Annotated in this window: 11 protein-coding genes; 7 read left to right on the top strand and 4 right to left on the bottom strand. The window is 64.7% G+C overall.

From position 1 onward, the window contains the following. The first annotated feature begins 74 nt into the window (after positions 1-74). The 4 genes from VLT15_13865 to VLT15_13850 all read left to right on the top strand — a co-directional run bounded on the left by VLT15_13865 (position 75) and on the right by VLT15_13850 (position 6,140). Entirely contained in the window at positions 75-2,030 is a 1,956-nt protein-coding gene (locus VLT15_13865; protein ID HSR46300.1) for an acetoacetate--CoA ligase, read from the top strand. Between the two features lie 93 nt (positions 2,031-2,123). After that, complete coding sequence (locus VLT15_13860; protein HSR46299.1) at positions 2,124-3,278, top strand: acyl-CoA dehydrogenase family protein; 1,155 nt, start codon at positions 2,124-2,126, stop codon at positions 3,276-3,278. Further along, positions 3,278-4,315, top strand: coding sequence for an MBL fold metallo-hydrolase (locus VLT15_13855; GenBank protein ID HSR46298.1), 1,038 nt, complete (start codon positions 3,278-3,280; stop codon positions 4,313-4,315). Before VLT15_13860 ends, VLT15_13855 begins: the two co-directional genes overlap by 1 nt. A gap of 274 nt (positions 4,316-4,589) precedes the next feature. After that, positions 4,590-6,140, top strand: a complete 1,551-nt coding sequence (locus tag VLT15_13850) for a 4-coumarate--CoA ligase family protein (protein HSR46297.1) — start codon at positions 4,590-4,592, stop codon at positions 6,138-6,140. 61 nt (positions 6,141-6,201) lie between these two features. On the opposite strand, the gene VLT15_13845 is transcribed toward VLT15_13850, so the two are convergent. Beyond that, on the bottom strand, positions 6,202-6,915 hold the full coding sequence (locus VLT15_13845; protein HSR46296.1) for a phenylalanine--tRNA ligase beta subunit-related protein: 714 nt from the start codon (positions 6,913-6,915) through the stop codon (positions 6,202-6,204). A gap of 50 nt (positions 6,916-6,965) precedes the next feature. Between VLT15_13845 and VLT15_13840 the strand changes: the two genes are divergently transcribed. Next, positions 6,966-9,017 carry a chloride channel protein gene (locus VLT15_13840; protein ID HSR46295.1) on the top strand — a complete coding sequence of 684 codons (2,052 nt, stop codon included), beginning with the start codon at positions 6,966-6,968 and terminating at the stop codon, positions 9,015-9,017. Here VLT15_13840 and VLT15_13835 read toward each other — a convergent pair. Then, positions 8,991-9,392, bottom strand: a complete 402-nt coding sequence (locus tag VLT15_13835; GenBank protein HSR46294.1) for a VOC family protein — start codon at positions 9,390-9,392, stop codon at positions 8,991-8,993. The two genes, VLT15_13840 and VLT15_13835, sit on opposite strands and share 27 nt — an antisense overlap. A gap of 32 nt (positions 9,393-9,424) precedes the next feature. Here VLT15_13835 and VLT15_13830 point away from each other — a divergent pair, with 32 nt between their 5' ends. Together VLT15_13830 and VLT15_13825 are read left to right on the top strand one after the other, a co-directional pair. Beyond that, positions 9,425-10,240, top strand: coding sequence for an RNA methyltransferase (locus VLT15_13830; protein HSR46293.1), 816 nt, complete (start codon positions 9,425-9,427; stop codon positions 10,238-10,240). 4 nt (positions 10,241-10,244) lie between these two features. Further along, positions 10,245-11,372, top strand: a complete 1,128-nt coding sequence (locus VLT15_13825) for an FAD-binding oxidoreductase (GenBank protein ID HSR46292.1) — start codon at positions 10,245-10,247, stop codon at positions 11,370-11,372. Positions 11,373-11,374: 2 nt separating this feature from the next. On the opposite strand, the gene VLT15_13820 is transcribed toward VLT15_13825, so the two are convergent. Both VLT15_13820 and VLT15_13815 read right to left on the bottom strand, forming a co-directional pair. Beyond that, the gene (locus VLT15_13820; protein HSR46291.1) at positions 11,375-11,596 is read right to left on the bottom strand and encodes an Rdx family protein; all 222 of its coding nucleotides are present in this window, start codon (positions 11,594-11,596) and stop codon (positions 11,375-11,377) included. 112 nt (positions 11,597-11,708) lie between these two features. Further along, a complete protein-coding gene (locus tag VLT15_13815) occupies positions 11,709-13,715 on the bottom strand; it encodes a biotin carboxylase N-terminal domain-containing protein (protein HSR46290.1) in 2,007 nt (668 codons plus the stop codon). Between the last annotated feature and the right edge of the window lie 11 nt (positions 13,716-13,726).

Raw genomic sequence — 13,726 nt, 5'->3', positions numbered from 1 at the left:
GCCTACGCGCACATCCGACGACCCAACAGGTCGGCGATGAGAATTTTCACGGTGCCGTTTACTAGCCTCCGCCCATGCGCGCGGATGTCACCGAAGGGACGGTCTTGTGGGAACCCTCGGACGAACGCCGCGCAGCCTCCAACCTCACCGGGTTCCTTGCCTGGCTCCGCCGCGCCCGCGGACTCGATTTCAGCGACTACGGGGCTCTGTGGGAGTGGTCGGTGGCCGATCTCGAGGCTTTTTGGGGGGCGCTGTGGGAGTACTTCGGAATCGACTCCTCCTACGAGCGGGTCCTGGGCGACGCCACGATGCCCGGGGCCAGGTGGTTCGAGGGAGCCCGGCTCAACTACGCCGAACGTGCCCTCTCGAGACGGGATGATCACACGGCCGTGATCGCCACGGACGAGAGCGGCGCCGTGGAGAAGTTGACTTACGCGGAACTGGCCGATCGTGTGGCGGCTGCGGCCGCCGGACTTCGCCGGCTCGGAGTCGGCAAAGGCGACCGTGTGGCCGCCTTGATGCCGAACATTCCGGAGACCCTGGTGGCCTTCCTGGCCACTGCCAGTCTCGGTGCCGTCTGGTCGAGCTGCTCGCCCGAGTTCGGGCTCGGAGCAATCGCCCACCGTTTCGAGCAGATCGAGCCCAAGGTCCTGGTATCCGTAGACGGCTACCGATTCGGGGGAAGAGCGTTCGACCGCCTCGACGTCGTTGAGCAGGTACGGGGGCGATTACCGTCCCTGGCGGCCACCGTGATCCTGAGCCGTTTGGGACTGGATCGTCCGGCGGACACCTTGAGTTGGGAAGCACTGACCGCGGATCCCGAACCACTGAGCTTCGAGCGAGTCCCGTTCGATCACCCGCTCTGGGTGCTGTACTCGTCCGGTACCACAGGTCTGCCCAAGCCGATCGTGCACCCGCAAGGAGGGATTCTCCTTCAACACCTCAAGGATCTGAGCCTGCAAATGGACCTCGGAGAGTCCGACCGGTTCTTCTGGTACACGTCGACCGGGTGGATGATGTGGAACTACCTCGTGTCCGGCCTGCTGGTGGGCTCCACGATCGTCTTGTACGACGGCAGTCCCGGCTATCCGGACCTCGACGCCCTGTGGCGAATGGCCGAGCGTTTGAAAGTGACCTACTTCGGGACTTCGGCTCCGTTCATCCACGCATGCCTCAAAGCCGACCTCGATCCCGGGCAGAGCTACGACCTATCGATGTTGCGCAGCGTCGGCTCGACCGGTGCCCCGCTGTCCCCGGAGGGATTCGTCTGGGTCTACGAGCGGGTGAACGACGATGTGCTCCTCGGATCGGTCAGCGGCGGCACCGATCTTTGTGCGGCGTTCATCGGCTCGTGCCCCTTGCTTCCGGTCAGGGCCGGCGAAATACAGTGCCGCTATCTCGGGGCCGCGGTGGAGGCATTCGACGTTGAAGGACGACCGGTAGTCGATGAGGTGGGCGAGCTGGCGGTGACTGCGCCGATGCCGTCTATGCCCGTCTTCTTCTGGAATGATCCGGATGGAGAGAGCTACCGATCGAGCTACTTCGAAATGTTCCCGGGTGTCTGGCGCCATGGCGACTGGATAAAGATCGCACCGGACGGGAGGTGCGTGGTTTACGGGCGATCGGATTCGACCCTCAACCGGGGCGGCGTCAGAACCGGTACCAGTGAGTTCTACCGGGTCGTCGATGGATTCACCGAGATAGAGGACAGCCTCGTCATCGATACCGGCCAACTGGGCAGGGAGGACAGTCTGCTGCTGTTCGTCGTCATGAGGACCGGCCACGATTTGACCCCCGATCTCCGGGAGAGGCTCAAGTCGGCCATCCGCACCGAGCTGTCTCCACGACACGTTCCCGACGAGATTCATCGGATAGCCGACGTTCCCCGCACCCTGAACGGCAAGAAGATGGAGGTTCCGGTGAAGCGTATCCTTGCCGGGCTGCCCGTCGAGAAGGCGGCACGGACCGACGCGATGGCCAACCCGGAAGCTCTGGAGGCGTTTGCCGACTGGGCGGGGCGACATAGGTGAGACGCGGCAGGGAGGAGCCGACTCCGGTTTCTGCACGGGTTCGACCGGCGGGGGACCGTCTACCCTTCGCCAAAACATGAGGAGGCGGTTTTCGTGGACTTCCTGGAGACTCAAGAGCAAACGATGCTGCGGCAGGCGATTGCCGATATCGCAGGCGGCTTCGGTCACGAGTACTACGCCGAGCGAGGGCGGCGGGGCGAGAAGGTCGAAGAGCTGTGGGAAGCGCTTTCCGCCGGTGGTTTCATAGGGGTCAACATCCCTGAGGAGTACGGCGGCGGGGGGATGGGGATCTATGAACTCTCGATCGTCTGCGAGGAACTCGCAGTTCAAGGGCTGCCCCTGCTGATACTCATCGTCTCACCGGCGATCGCCGGTTCGATCATCACCAAGTTCGGGACCGACGGTCAGAAGCAGAGGTGGCTTCCCGGAATAGCCTCCGGCGAGCGGCGCATCGCTTTCGCCATCACCGAACCCGATGCCGGCTCGAACTCGCATCGCTTGTCCACCACCGCCAAACGCGACGGAGATGTCTACCGGCTCAACGGTCAGAAGTACTACATCTCGGCGGTCGATGAAGCCGACGACGTCCTCGTCGTGACCAGGACGGGAACCGATGAGACCACCGGCAAGGCACAACTGTCGCTGTTCGTGGTCGCGGTGGACACGCCCGGCCTCACCATGCAGAAGATCGACATGGAGATGGTTTCACCGGAGAATCAATACACGCTGTTCTTCGACAATGTCGAAGTCCCGGCCGATCGACTGGTCGGCACGGAAGGCGACGGGCTCCGGCAGGTATTCCAGGGACTCAATCCGGAGAGGATCACAGGCGCGGCGATCGGGGCCGGCCTCGGCCGGTACGCTCTCGACAAGGCGGCGGCGTACGCCCGTGAGCGAAAGGTGTGGGACGTCCCCATCGGAACCCACCAGGGCATCGCCCATCCCCTGGCCAAGGCAAAGGTGGAGGTAGAGCTCGCCAGGCTGATGATCTACAAAGCTGCCTGGCAGTACGACAACGGCCACGATGCCGCCGAAGCGGCCAACATGGCTAAGTACGCAATCGGCGAAGCGGCGATGGAAGCCCTCGACCTGGCCATACAGACCCACGGCGGCAACGGACTCAGCTCCGAATACGGTCTCGCCGACTTGTGGGGCAACGTCCGTCTTCTCCGCACCGCGCCCATCAGCCGAGAGATGATTCTCAACTTCGTCGCCCAGCATTCCCTCGGACTGCCGAAGTCCTACTGATGAAGCAGGAGGCCCTTCCCGCCTCGCGCGAGGTCAAGGAGGTCGCTCCGGGCGTCATCAGGGTGCAGCTTCCGATCAACTTCACCGGACTCGGGCACACCAACATGTACGTCCTCGAGGATGAGCGCGGCGCGGCCGTCATCGATACGGGTCTACCCGGCAGAGCGGGGTGGGCGGCGGTCCGGTCCGGAATGAAAGCGGCGGGCGTGCCGCTGCGTCGCGTGCACACCATCATGATCACGCACTCACATCCGGACCATTTCGGCAACGCGGCGAGAATCGCAGATGTTGCCGGGGCCGATGTGCTGGCCCACAACTCGTTTCAGATCTGGTGGACCCCCGACAACCACACCGAGGCGATCCTCGACGACGAGATGCGTGACCGGCATCAAGCTGCCCGCCTGGGTCGAATGCCGTGGCATGGAACATCCGACCGGCTTCCAACCGGCCGCCGGGTGCGCGCCTGGTGGATGCGCAACATGGCGCATCGCATGTTCCGCAGCCCGACACCGACCAGGCGCCTCTCCGATGGTGAGCATCTCGTGCTGGGAAACCGCATTCTGCAGACTGTTCACACTCCGGGACATACCATCGATCACCTGTGCTGGTTCGAACCTGCGACCGGAGTCCTGTTCAGCGGCGATCACGTGTTGCCGACCATTACCCCGCACATTGCCGGAATCGGCGCAGGCCCGGATCCCCTTGCCGAGTACGTGGAGAGCCTCGCCAAGACGGTCGCGCTGCCGGGTGTCTCAGTCGTGCTTCCGGCCCACGGGAACCCGATCACCGACCTGGCCGGGCGGGCCGCCTCGATAACAGAACACCATGAGCAACGACTCGATCAGCTGCGAGCGGTCATCGATGCTTCGGAACCCATGACCGTTCAGAGCATGGCCGGCGAACTGTTTCCCAAACGTCTTATGGGTTTCATGGCCGAGAGTGAGACTTTCGCACACCTCGAGCATCTCCGCTTGCTCGGCGAAGTCGAGCGGGTGGAAGTGGACGGACGCATCCTCTTCGGGGCAGCGGACAACTGAACACTCTCGGCTGCCCGCTGGATCGAAGATGCTTGCTCCCTTCCGGGTGATGGCCGCACACCAAAGAGCCGATCTTGCCGGCCCGGCAAGATCGGCTCTATTCACCCGCCCCGGGTGAAGGGATCTCTCGTTCGTACGAGATCCCTGTCGGTCGGCGCTCTCGGATTCGCGATACCCATTGACAATTCACCCGGAATGACTAGATACCTCCGGCGGCGTGGAGGAAGGCGCAACTAAGTGCAAAGATGGTTGCGCCGTTCTCGAGGAGCTCAGAATGATCTATACCAGCCGGTTTCCCGACATTGCCGTACCCGACATCCCCATCACCACGTACGTGTTGCGCGTCGCCGATGCCAATCAGCAAAAGGCGGCACTGATCGACGGACCGACCGGAAGAACGCTCACATTCGGACAGGTGAGCCACGCCATCCGGGCTCTGGCCGGCGGCCTCAGGGCTCGTGGGTTCGGAAAGGGCGATGTGCTGGCCATCCTGGCCCCGAATCTCCCGGAATACGCAGTGGCGTTTCACGGTGCCGCCATGGCCGGTGGAACCGTGACCACGATCAACCCGACGTATACGGCCGAGGAAGCGCAATACCAGTTGGAGGACTCCGGCGCTTCCTACCTCGTCTCGATCGGCATGTTCCTCGATACGGCCAGGGAGGCCGCGGCGGGGGCCGGTATCGAACAGGTCTACACGATCGACCAGACCGACGGTGCTCCACCGCTCGGCGACCTGCTCGGCGAACCGCTGGCGGAGCATGCCCCCGTCGATCCATCCAGCGACGTCGTCGTGCTGCCGTATTCGAGCGGGACGACCGGCCTGCCCAAGGGCGTCATGCTGACCCATCGCAATCTCGTCGCCAACCTCGAGCAGAGCCAGATCGCACTCGCAGTCTCTTCGGACGACGTTGGAATCGGCATCCTCCCGTTCTTTCACATATACGGCATGCAGGTTCTGATGAACGGCGCGCTCGCCCAGGGAACGACCCTGGTCACAATGCCCCGCTTCGACCTCGCTCAGTTCCTACAAATCGGCCAGGACTATCGGGTGACCCGCTACTACCTCGTTCCTCCGATAGTTCTCGCACTGGCGAAGCATCCGATGGTCGACGACTTCGACCTCTCGGCGGCTCGCCAGGTCCTCTCAGGTGCGGCACCGCTCGGAGCAGAACTGGCCGCCGAGGCGGCGGCGCGCATCGGCTGTGAGGTCGTGCAGGGATACGGTCTGACCGAGACGAGTCCCGTCACCCACGCGACTCCGAGCGGCCGATTCAAACCGGGGTCGATCGGACTCTTGCTTCCGAACACGGAGTGCAGAATCGTCGAGCCCGGCACGGGGGCAGATCTCGACATCGGGGAAGACGGGGAGATCTGGATTCGCGGACCACAGGTGATGAAGGGATACCTCAACAACCCCGATGCGACGGCGGCCACCATCGACCCGGCCGGATGGCTCCATACCGGCGATATCGGTCACCTCGATGAGGACGGGCACTACTTCATAGTCGACCGGCTCAAGGAACTGATCAAGTACAAGGGTTTTCAGGTACCCCCTGCCGAGTTGGAGGCGCTTCTGCTTGCCCACCCTGCGGTGGCGGATGTTGCCGTGGTTCCGCTCCCCGACGAGGAAGCCGGCGAGATACCCAAGGCCTACGTCGTGGCGAAACCCGGCGTGGAGGTCACCGCAGAGGAACTCATGGAACATGTGGCGGGCCACGTCGCCCACTACAAGCAGATACGGGTGCTCGAGTTCATCGATGAGATCCCCAAGTCCGCCTCCGGCAAGATTCTCAGGAGAGTGCTGCGCGCCCGCGGCCGGTAGCAGCCCTCCGGGTGTCGCGCTTTCGAGCCGGTCGGGCGCGGACTCGCAGCCCGGCTTCCTACTACCGCTCCGGGAACCGCGGGTACTCAGGCGACAGCTGCGCCGTGGAGAGCGAGAGCGGGGCGGCAAACCGTTCCAGCAGTCCCAGGAGGTCGCCGGTGGCAGCCTCGACCGCCGATGCCGCTCCGTCGTGGTGGCCTTCGATCGTCATCAGGACTTCTGTCGTGTCCGGCCCGGCGGCACTCTCGAGGCTTTGCCTCCAGCACCATCGCCTGGCGCTCACCAACCCGGCATCGTCGACGAATATCACTTCCCCGGCCGCCGGCGGGCTGGACTCCCGGGTTCCCAGATCGGTGAATCGCTCGTCGCCGTCTGCGAAGCGCACCACCGTCGCTCCGTCGATCGGGCCCTGATCAAACACGGCCACCGGGAGGCGGTACCGGATGCTGACCAGATTGGCGATATCGACGAGCAGGTTGATCGAAGGGAGGCCCCTGCCTTTCGTCAGGCGCCTGAGGAGCGCCTCAGCAGCACTCCGGTACTGAGTCGGCGACACGCCGAACCGACTGAAGACCCTGCGCCAAGCGGCCAGGCTGGGCAGGTCCGCCAGAGGCGTTCCTCCGATGCCGGCGATGGTGGCCCGTTGCTCCGTCTCGAAGGCTTGCAGGAGGTCGACCGGACTGGGCCCGTTCACGAGCCCGCCGGCGTGGACGACGCCGGCCCTGATGGTCGGGAAGACGGCCAGCAGCGCCGGATCGTAAGAGAAGAGAGCCATCGGGTCAGTCTGGACCGAATCGGGGCAGCGGTGCAACTAGTTTCAGCTCGGTGAGGCAGCGTCTGCGTACCATCGCCCGGCGGCAAACGACGGCCGTCTTCATCGGCCTGTCCCTCGTTGTCGGGCTCATGGCCGGGCTGGGGGGTGCTGCACTCATCGGGAGCATCGAGCTGATCCGCGATGGAGTCGACTGGATGGATGAGACGTTGTCCTGGGGGAGGTTCATTCCGCTGCTCACCGTTCCGCTCGGGTTGTTTGCCGCTTGGGCCCTCTCCCAGCGGTTTCCCGAGTTGCGCGGAAGCGGTGTGCCTGAGACGACGGCAGGATTGGCAGTTCGCTCCGGCTACGTTCCGACCCGTGCCGGCTATCTGAAGATCCTGGCAACCGCGCTCACTATCGGCAGCGGAGGGTCGGCCGGCCGGGAAGGTCCGACCGTGATGGTGGGCGCGGCGATCGGATCGTCGATAGGCAGGTACTCCGGACTTGGTGAGGATCAGGTGCGGAGTCTGGTGGCGGCCGGTGCCGGTGCCGGAATCGGAGCGACGTTCAACGCCCCGATCGCCGGCATGCTTTTCGCGATGGAGGTGATCCTCGGAAACTTCGCCATTCGGCATCTCAATGCAGTGGTCATCGCATCGGTGACCGCGGCCGTGACTGCGCGCACAATCGTCGGGGAGGAGCGAATCCTGTCGGTAACTTCTCACAGTGTCGACCACCCGGCAGAGCTCATGCTCTATGTGGTGTTGGGAGTCGCAGCCGCCGCGGTGGGTTTCCTGTTCCTGAAGGCCTTCGATTCCGTGCACTCACCGGTGCAGCAGTTCGAGGCCCGTCCATGGATGAGGCCCGTCGCGCTGGGAGTTCCGGTGGCCGTCATCGTGACCATCGAACCACGGATTCTCGGCACGGGGCAGGGCTTCATTCAGGAACTCGTAGGCGGTACACCGCTCGGTGTCGCCTGGTGGACTCTGCTCATCCTCGTCGGGCTGAAGATCCTGGCGACGGCGGGAACGTTGGGATCTCAAGCATCGGGCGGGCACTTCATGCCCGCACTCTTCATCGGCTCATCGCTCGGCGCGGGTTTGGCCGCACTCGTCGGACCGGTCTGGGGGTTCTCGACGCTCGAAGCCGGTGCTTTTGCCGTTGTCGGCATGGCGGCGATGTTCGCCGCGGTTGCACGGGCTCCGCTCACCTCGATTCTGATCGTTTTCGAGTTGACCGGCGATTACGGGCTCGTCCTGCCTCTGATGCTGGCGACTTCATTGGCGACTGTCATCGCAGACCGCATTCACAAAGAGAGCGTCTATACGATCCCGCTCGTCCGCAGGGGGATCCGGCTGCTCCGCACCAGCGACGTCGACCTTCTCGACACGGTGGCCGTCGGCGACGTCATGACCCCATGGGACGAGGTATTGCGGCCGCAGATGACCACCGGTGAGGTGCAGGCCGTGCTCGACCGGCATCGTCACCACGGCCTGCCGGTCGCCGACGACGACGGCCGCCTGATTGGAATCCTCACCGTGTCGGACATCGCCCGGACGGGCGGCCCGTCGGACCAGGTGAAGGCTGCCGACGCCATGACACCGCGCCCGTTCACGGTTACCCCGGCGACGCCCGTTTCGCTGGCATTGGAGCGGATGGCGAGTCTCGGCGTCGGACGGCTTCCCGTCGTGTCTGAAGAAGACCCGACGCAGCTCGTCGGCATGTTCCGGCGGGAGACGGCGATCAAGGCCTACCACCACGCCCTGTCGGAGGCGACCGAGGCCGAACTCCAGCGGAAGCGGCAGCGTATCTGGACTCGGCCGGACGCGGAGTTCTTCGAGTTCCACGTCCCGGCAGGATCCGTGGCAGACGGCCGCCAGTTGAAGGAAGTGCGTTGGCCTCCCGGTTGCACACTGGTCGCCGTGAGACGCGGACGGGCCGTATTGATTCCGGAAGGCAACACCGTTCTCCAGGACGGTGACGTGGTAACCGGGTTCGGTGCTCCCGGGGCGCGCAGCCAGGTGGTCGAACGTCTGCGCGCCACGTCGACCGAGTCCGCCCCGTCCTCCCCGGCAATCGCAGGCCCTTCCGGGCCCCTACCCGATGTCCGGGGCGGCGAATAGATCCACCGGATTGCCGTCCGGATCGAGCACGGTGGCATACCGCTGCCCCCAGGGTGCATCGAACGGGTCTACCTTGCTGCGGTGCCCGGCCGCAACCAGCGATGCGTGCAGTCCGTCGACTTCCGCAGGTGATGGACACAGGAACGCCAGGGCCATGCGATGGCCTCCCGTGGGTGGTTCCCATTCGGAAAACGACCGGACAACATCGGCGGTATCGAGCATCAGGCGCAGCCCTCTGGCGAGGTTCAGCTCCACGTGACCCTCTCCTTCCGATCCGTCCGGGCCGTGGAGTCCGAGCAGTCGGTAGAAAGCAAGGCTGCGTTCCATGTTCGCGACGACGATTCCCAGGGCGTTAAACCGAGCGGTCGTTTCCACCTTCTTCTCCTATTACTCGACGATGTACGCTGCTGGCCGTGAAAGTCTCCATCATCGATCCGGCCGACCCACGTATTCTCGACTACATCGGCTTGCGAGATCAGCAGCTGCGCCGGCAACGCGAGGCGCCGGGCGGGGACCTGGCCGGCGTCTTCATTGCCGAGGGCGCGCTCGTCGTCGAGCGCGCCTTGCGCGCAGGGTTCGAGCTGAAGTCGGTCCTCATCGACGCGACGCGCGGCGAACCCATCCCCGACTCCGTTCCTCGCGACGTCCCGCACTATTTTGCAGGTCGAGCGGTTGTCAATGAGGTGACCGGGATACATCTGCACCGCGGGCTCATCTCCGTGTTCTACCGCAAGGAACTCCCGCCGGCCGAAGAGTTGCTCGCCGAATCCCGGCGCGTGGTGATTCTCGAGAACGTTACGAACCCCACGAACATGGGCGTGATTGTCCGGTCGGCTGCAGGTCTCGGCATCGATGCGCTGTTGCTCGACCCGCGGAGTTGCGACCCGCTCTACCGGAGGGCTCTACGTGTCGCGATGGGAGAAGCATTCTCCCTGCCACACGCACGAGTGGGCTACTTGCCGCCCGGTCTCGATCCGGCACGGAGGTACGGTTTCCGCATCGTCGCCCTCACCCCGGCCGCCGGCGCGACCCCGATCGACGAATTCCAAGCGTCCGCCGACGAGCGAGTCGCCCTCCTGCTGGGTGCAGAAGGGCCCGGTCTGACCCGGGCAACGCTGGACGTGGTCGAGGAACGGCTGACGATCCCCATGCGCGCCGGTGTGGACTCGCTCAATGTCGGTGCAGCTGCCGCGATAGCCTTCTACGCCATAACGAGAGGTTGAATAGATGTTGACCACTGAGTTCCTGATCGTCGGGGGTGGGATAGCCGGCGCATCGGTCGGTTACGAACTGGCGGCTCACGGTTCGGTGATACTCGTCGAGCGCGAGAAGCAGTGCGGTCATCACACGACGGGCAGGTCGGCCGCTTTGTTGACCGAGGCATGGGAAACGCCCCTCATCCGGAGTATCACGGCGGCAGGGCGCGATTTCCTCGAGGATCCTCCCTTCCGTTTCACCGACGTTCCGCTCGTTTCGCCGCGTCCGATCATGCTGATCGGAAGGCCCGATCAGAGTGAAGCCGTAGATGCCTCGGCCGAAGAGACCAGATCGCAGATCCCTTCGGTCCGCCTGATCGACGGAAGCGAAGCGAGCGAGCTGTGCCCGGTCCTGCGTCCCGGCTACGTCGAGAGAGCGGTGCTCGAACCAGACGGCCGTGCAATCGACGTCGACAGCCTTCTGCAGGGATTCTTGCGCGGTATCAAACGCAGGCGCGGTCAGGTCCTGACCGACTCTCCGGTCGGCGCCATCGTGCGAGACGGAGCCGGTTGGTCCGTGCGGGCCGGTGGCGAGGACATCCGCGCCGAGGTCCTCGTCAACGCGGCCGGCTCCTGGGCCGATCAGGTCGCAGCACTTGCCGGAATCGAGCCGATCGGACTTCAGCCCAAGCGCAGGACCGCCTTCACCTTCGCCCCGCCGGAGGGTACCGACGTGCGGCGATGGCCGGCCGTCATCGACATCGACGAGCAGTTCTATTTCGAGCCCGAGGGAGTTCAGTTGCTGGGGTCGCCGGCCGATCAGACCCCGATGGATCCGCACGACGTCCGTCACGACGAGATCGACGTTGCGGTCGGTATCGAACGGATTCAGGCCGCCACGACCCTCGAGATACGCTCGATACGCCGTGCGTGGGCGGGGCTACGCACCTTCGCGCCCGACGGAGCGCCGGTTGTGGGGCCCGATCCGGAGGATCGGCAGTTCGTGTGGCTGGCCGGCCAGGGCGGGTTCGGGATCATGACCTCGCCGGGCATGGCCCGAATGGCGACCTCGCTGATCATCGATGAGGAGCTTCCCGCATGGATGACACGGGGAGGTCTGCGTGAGGCCGAAGTGCGGCCGGATCGACTGCGCCCCTGAGGTCAATCGTTCTCGGACGCCGGCAGCGCAGGCATCCGGGCACGGATCAGTTCGCCCACCTCTTCGTAGTCGGTGTGACGGCCCGTGGCTTTCTTCGAATAGATGAGATCTCCGTCGACCACCACCTCGAACACGCCGCCTTTGGACGGAATGATGCCGACGCTCTCCGTTTGGTGTTGAAACTCAGCGAGAATCTGCTCGACCATGCGAACCGCACGGTCCAGATAGCCTCATTGGGCGCAGTATTCGAGAGTGATGGTCATCGTTACCTCCAGGCAGCGAGGCTAGTCGGAAAGGAATCCTTGTACCCGCCCGGCGGTCTCGTGCAACCAGCGCCTACTCCTCAGTGCTCTCCGCGACGACGATCAGCACCTCATCGGCTTCCACCTGGTCTCCCTGCCTGACCTTCACCGATGCCACGGTCCCGTCGGCCGGCGAGCGCACCGAGTGCTCCATCTTCATGGCCTCGATGATCACGAGCACCTGGCCCCGGCTGACGGCGTCGCCCTCAACCACCGAGATACCGATCACCTTGCCGGGCATCGGGGACAGCATCGATCCGGGTTCCTCGTGCTTGGTGGCCTCAGGGAAGCGAGGCAGCTGAGTGAGGGCGGAATGGCCGAGCACGCTGTCTATGTACCAGGTTTCGCCCACCCGATGAGTCGAGAAGACCCTGAGCACACCGTCTATCTCGACTTGCACGCTCGAGGCGGTGCACGTGCGGAGTACGGCCGGCACCGGGTCGCCGCCGAGGCAGACCTCCAGACCGCCCCGGTTGAACTGATAGCCGACTGTGATATCCCCGCCGTCGCCGCGAAACGTGAGTGACTGCAGCTGCGAAGGACTGTTCCGCCATCCGGAGGGGATGGTGGTGAGCACGGAAGCTGCCGCCCTTGCCTCGACCTGGCCGGCGAGCGCGGCGGCTATGGCGTGGAGTCGTTCGCTGGCGGGGTCGGCGAGCGGGGCTCCGAGGAGGGCCGGATCGTGCCGGTCCAGGAAGTGGGTGTCGGTGTCGCCGGTGAGGAACTCCGGGTGGCGGAGGATGCGGACGAGGAGTTCACGGTTGGTGTAGAGACCATGAATTTCAGCTCGGGCCAGTGCGGCTGCGAGCCGCCCCGCTGCCTCACTCCTGGTTGGAGCGTGCGCGATCACCTTGGCGAGCATCGGGTCGTAATGGATCGACACTTCTGATCCATCTTCGACCCCCGAGTCAACGCGGAGAATGGAGTGTTGTCCCCGGTCGGAGTCCTCGTCGGCGAAGTTGAACCGGTGCAGGGTCCCGATGGTCGGCAGGAAATCGTGCCTGGGATCCTCTGCGTACAGTCGCGCCTCGATTGCGTGCCCCCGAGTCGTTGCCTCGAGAACCTCCGGGTCGAGGGGGTGGCCTTCGGCTATCCGGATCTGGGCGCGAACGAGATCGATCCCGGTGACCAGCTCGGTGACCGGGTGTTCCACCTGGAGCCGCGTGTTCATCTCGAGGAAGAAGAACTCGCCGCCCGGTTCCAGCAGGAACTCGACCGTCCCGGCTCCGACATATCCAACCGCCTCGGCGGCGTCGGTGGCGGCCCGACCGAGGCGGTCCCGGAGGTCCTGATCCACGGCAGGCGAGGGCGATTCCTCGATGATCTTCTGGTGCCTGCGCTGGATCGAGCACTCGCGCTCGAACAGGCTGACGAAGTTTCCCTGAGTGTCGCTCAGCACCTGGATCTCGACGTGCCGGGGTTCCTCGATGTAGCGCTCGAGGAACAGCGTGTCGTCGCCGAAGGCAGACATCGCTTCCCGGGCGGCGGAGACGATGGACTCCCGGAGGTCGGCGGGTTCGCGCACGATGCGCATGCCCTTGCCGCCTCCACCGGCGGACGCCTTGACCAGGATCGGATAGCCGATACCGGTGGCCGCACCGACGACTGCCTCCTCGTTCCGGCCGGCGATCTCCACACCGGGCACGACCGGAACTCCGGCGGCCAGCATGATCCGTCTCGCCTCGACCTTGGAACCCATCGAGGCCATGGCGGACGGCGGAGGTCCGATGAAACAGATTCCCGCATCCGCACACGCTTGGGCGAACCCGGCGTTCTCGGCGAGGAATCCGTACCCCGGGTGGATCGCCTGGGCGCCCGCCTTCAGCGCCGCCTCGATGATCAGGTCTTGGCGAAGGTAGGTGTCCGAGGGGGCAGAGCCCGGGAGCTCGAGTGCCTCGTCTGCTTCTGCGACGAACGGGGCCAGCCGGTCGGCATCCGAGTAGACGGCGACGGTGGAGATGCCCATCGTGCGACAGGTACGAAAGATCCGCCTGGCGATCTCACCGCGGTTGGCAACCAGGATCTTGGCAAACGGTGTCACCGCCCTCCACC

Source organism: Acidimicrobiia bacterium, assembly GCA_035471805.1.
Classification (GTDB): Bacteria; Actinomycetota; Acidimicrobiia; order Spongiisociales; family JAHEDJ01; genus JAHEDJ01.
The sequence above is the reverse complement of the archived record's forward strand: the minus strand, read 5'-3'. Positions and strand labels throughout refer to the sequence as shown.

What these genes read in the sequence shown, in the direction of transcription:
- VLT15_13865 (HSR46300.1), top strand. Translation starts at nt 75, where the DNA reads ATGCGCGCGGATGTCACCGAAGGGACGGTCTTGTGGGAACCCTCGGAC.
- VLT15_13855 (HSR46298.1), top strand. Translation starts at nt 3,278, where the DNA reads ATGAAGCAGGAGGCCCTTCCCGCCTCGCGCGAGGTCAAGGAGGTCGCT.
- VLT15_13850 (HSR46297.1), top strand. Translation starts at nt 4,590, where the DNA reads ATGATCTATACCAGCCGGTTTCCCGACATTGCCGTACCCGACATCCCC.
- VLT15_13845 (HSR46296.1), bottom strand. Translation starts at nt 6,915, where the DNA reads ATGGCTCTCTTCTCTTACGATCCGGCGCTGCTGGCCGTCTTCCCGACC.
- VLT15_13825 (HSR46292.1), top strand. Translation starts at nt 10,245, where the DNA reads ATGTTGACCACTGAGTTCCTGATCGTCGGGGGTGGGATAGCCGGCGCA.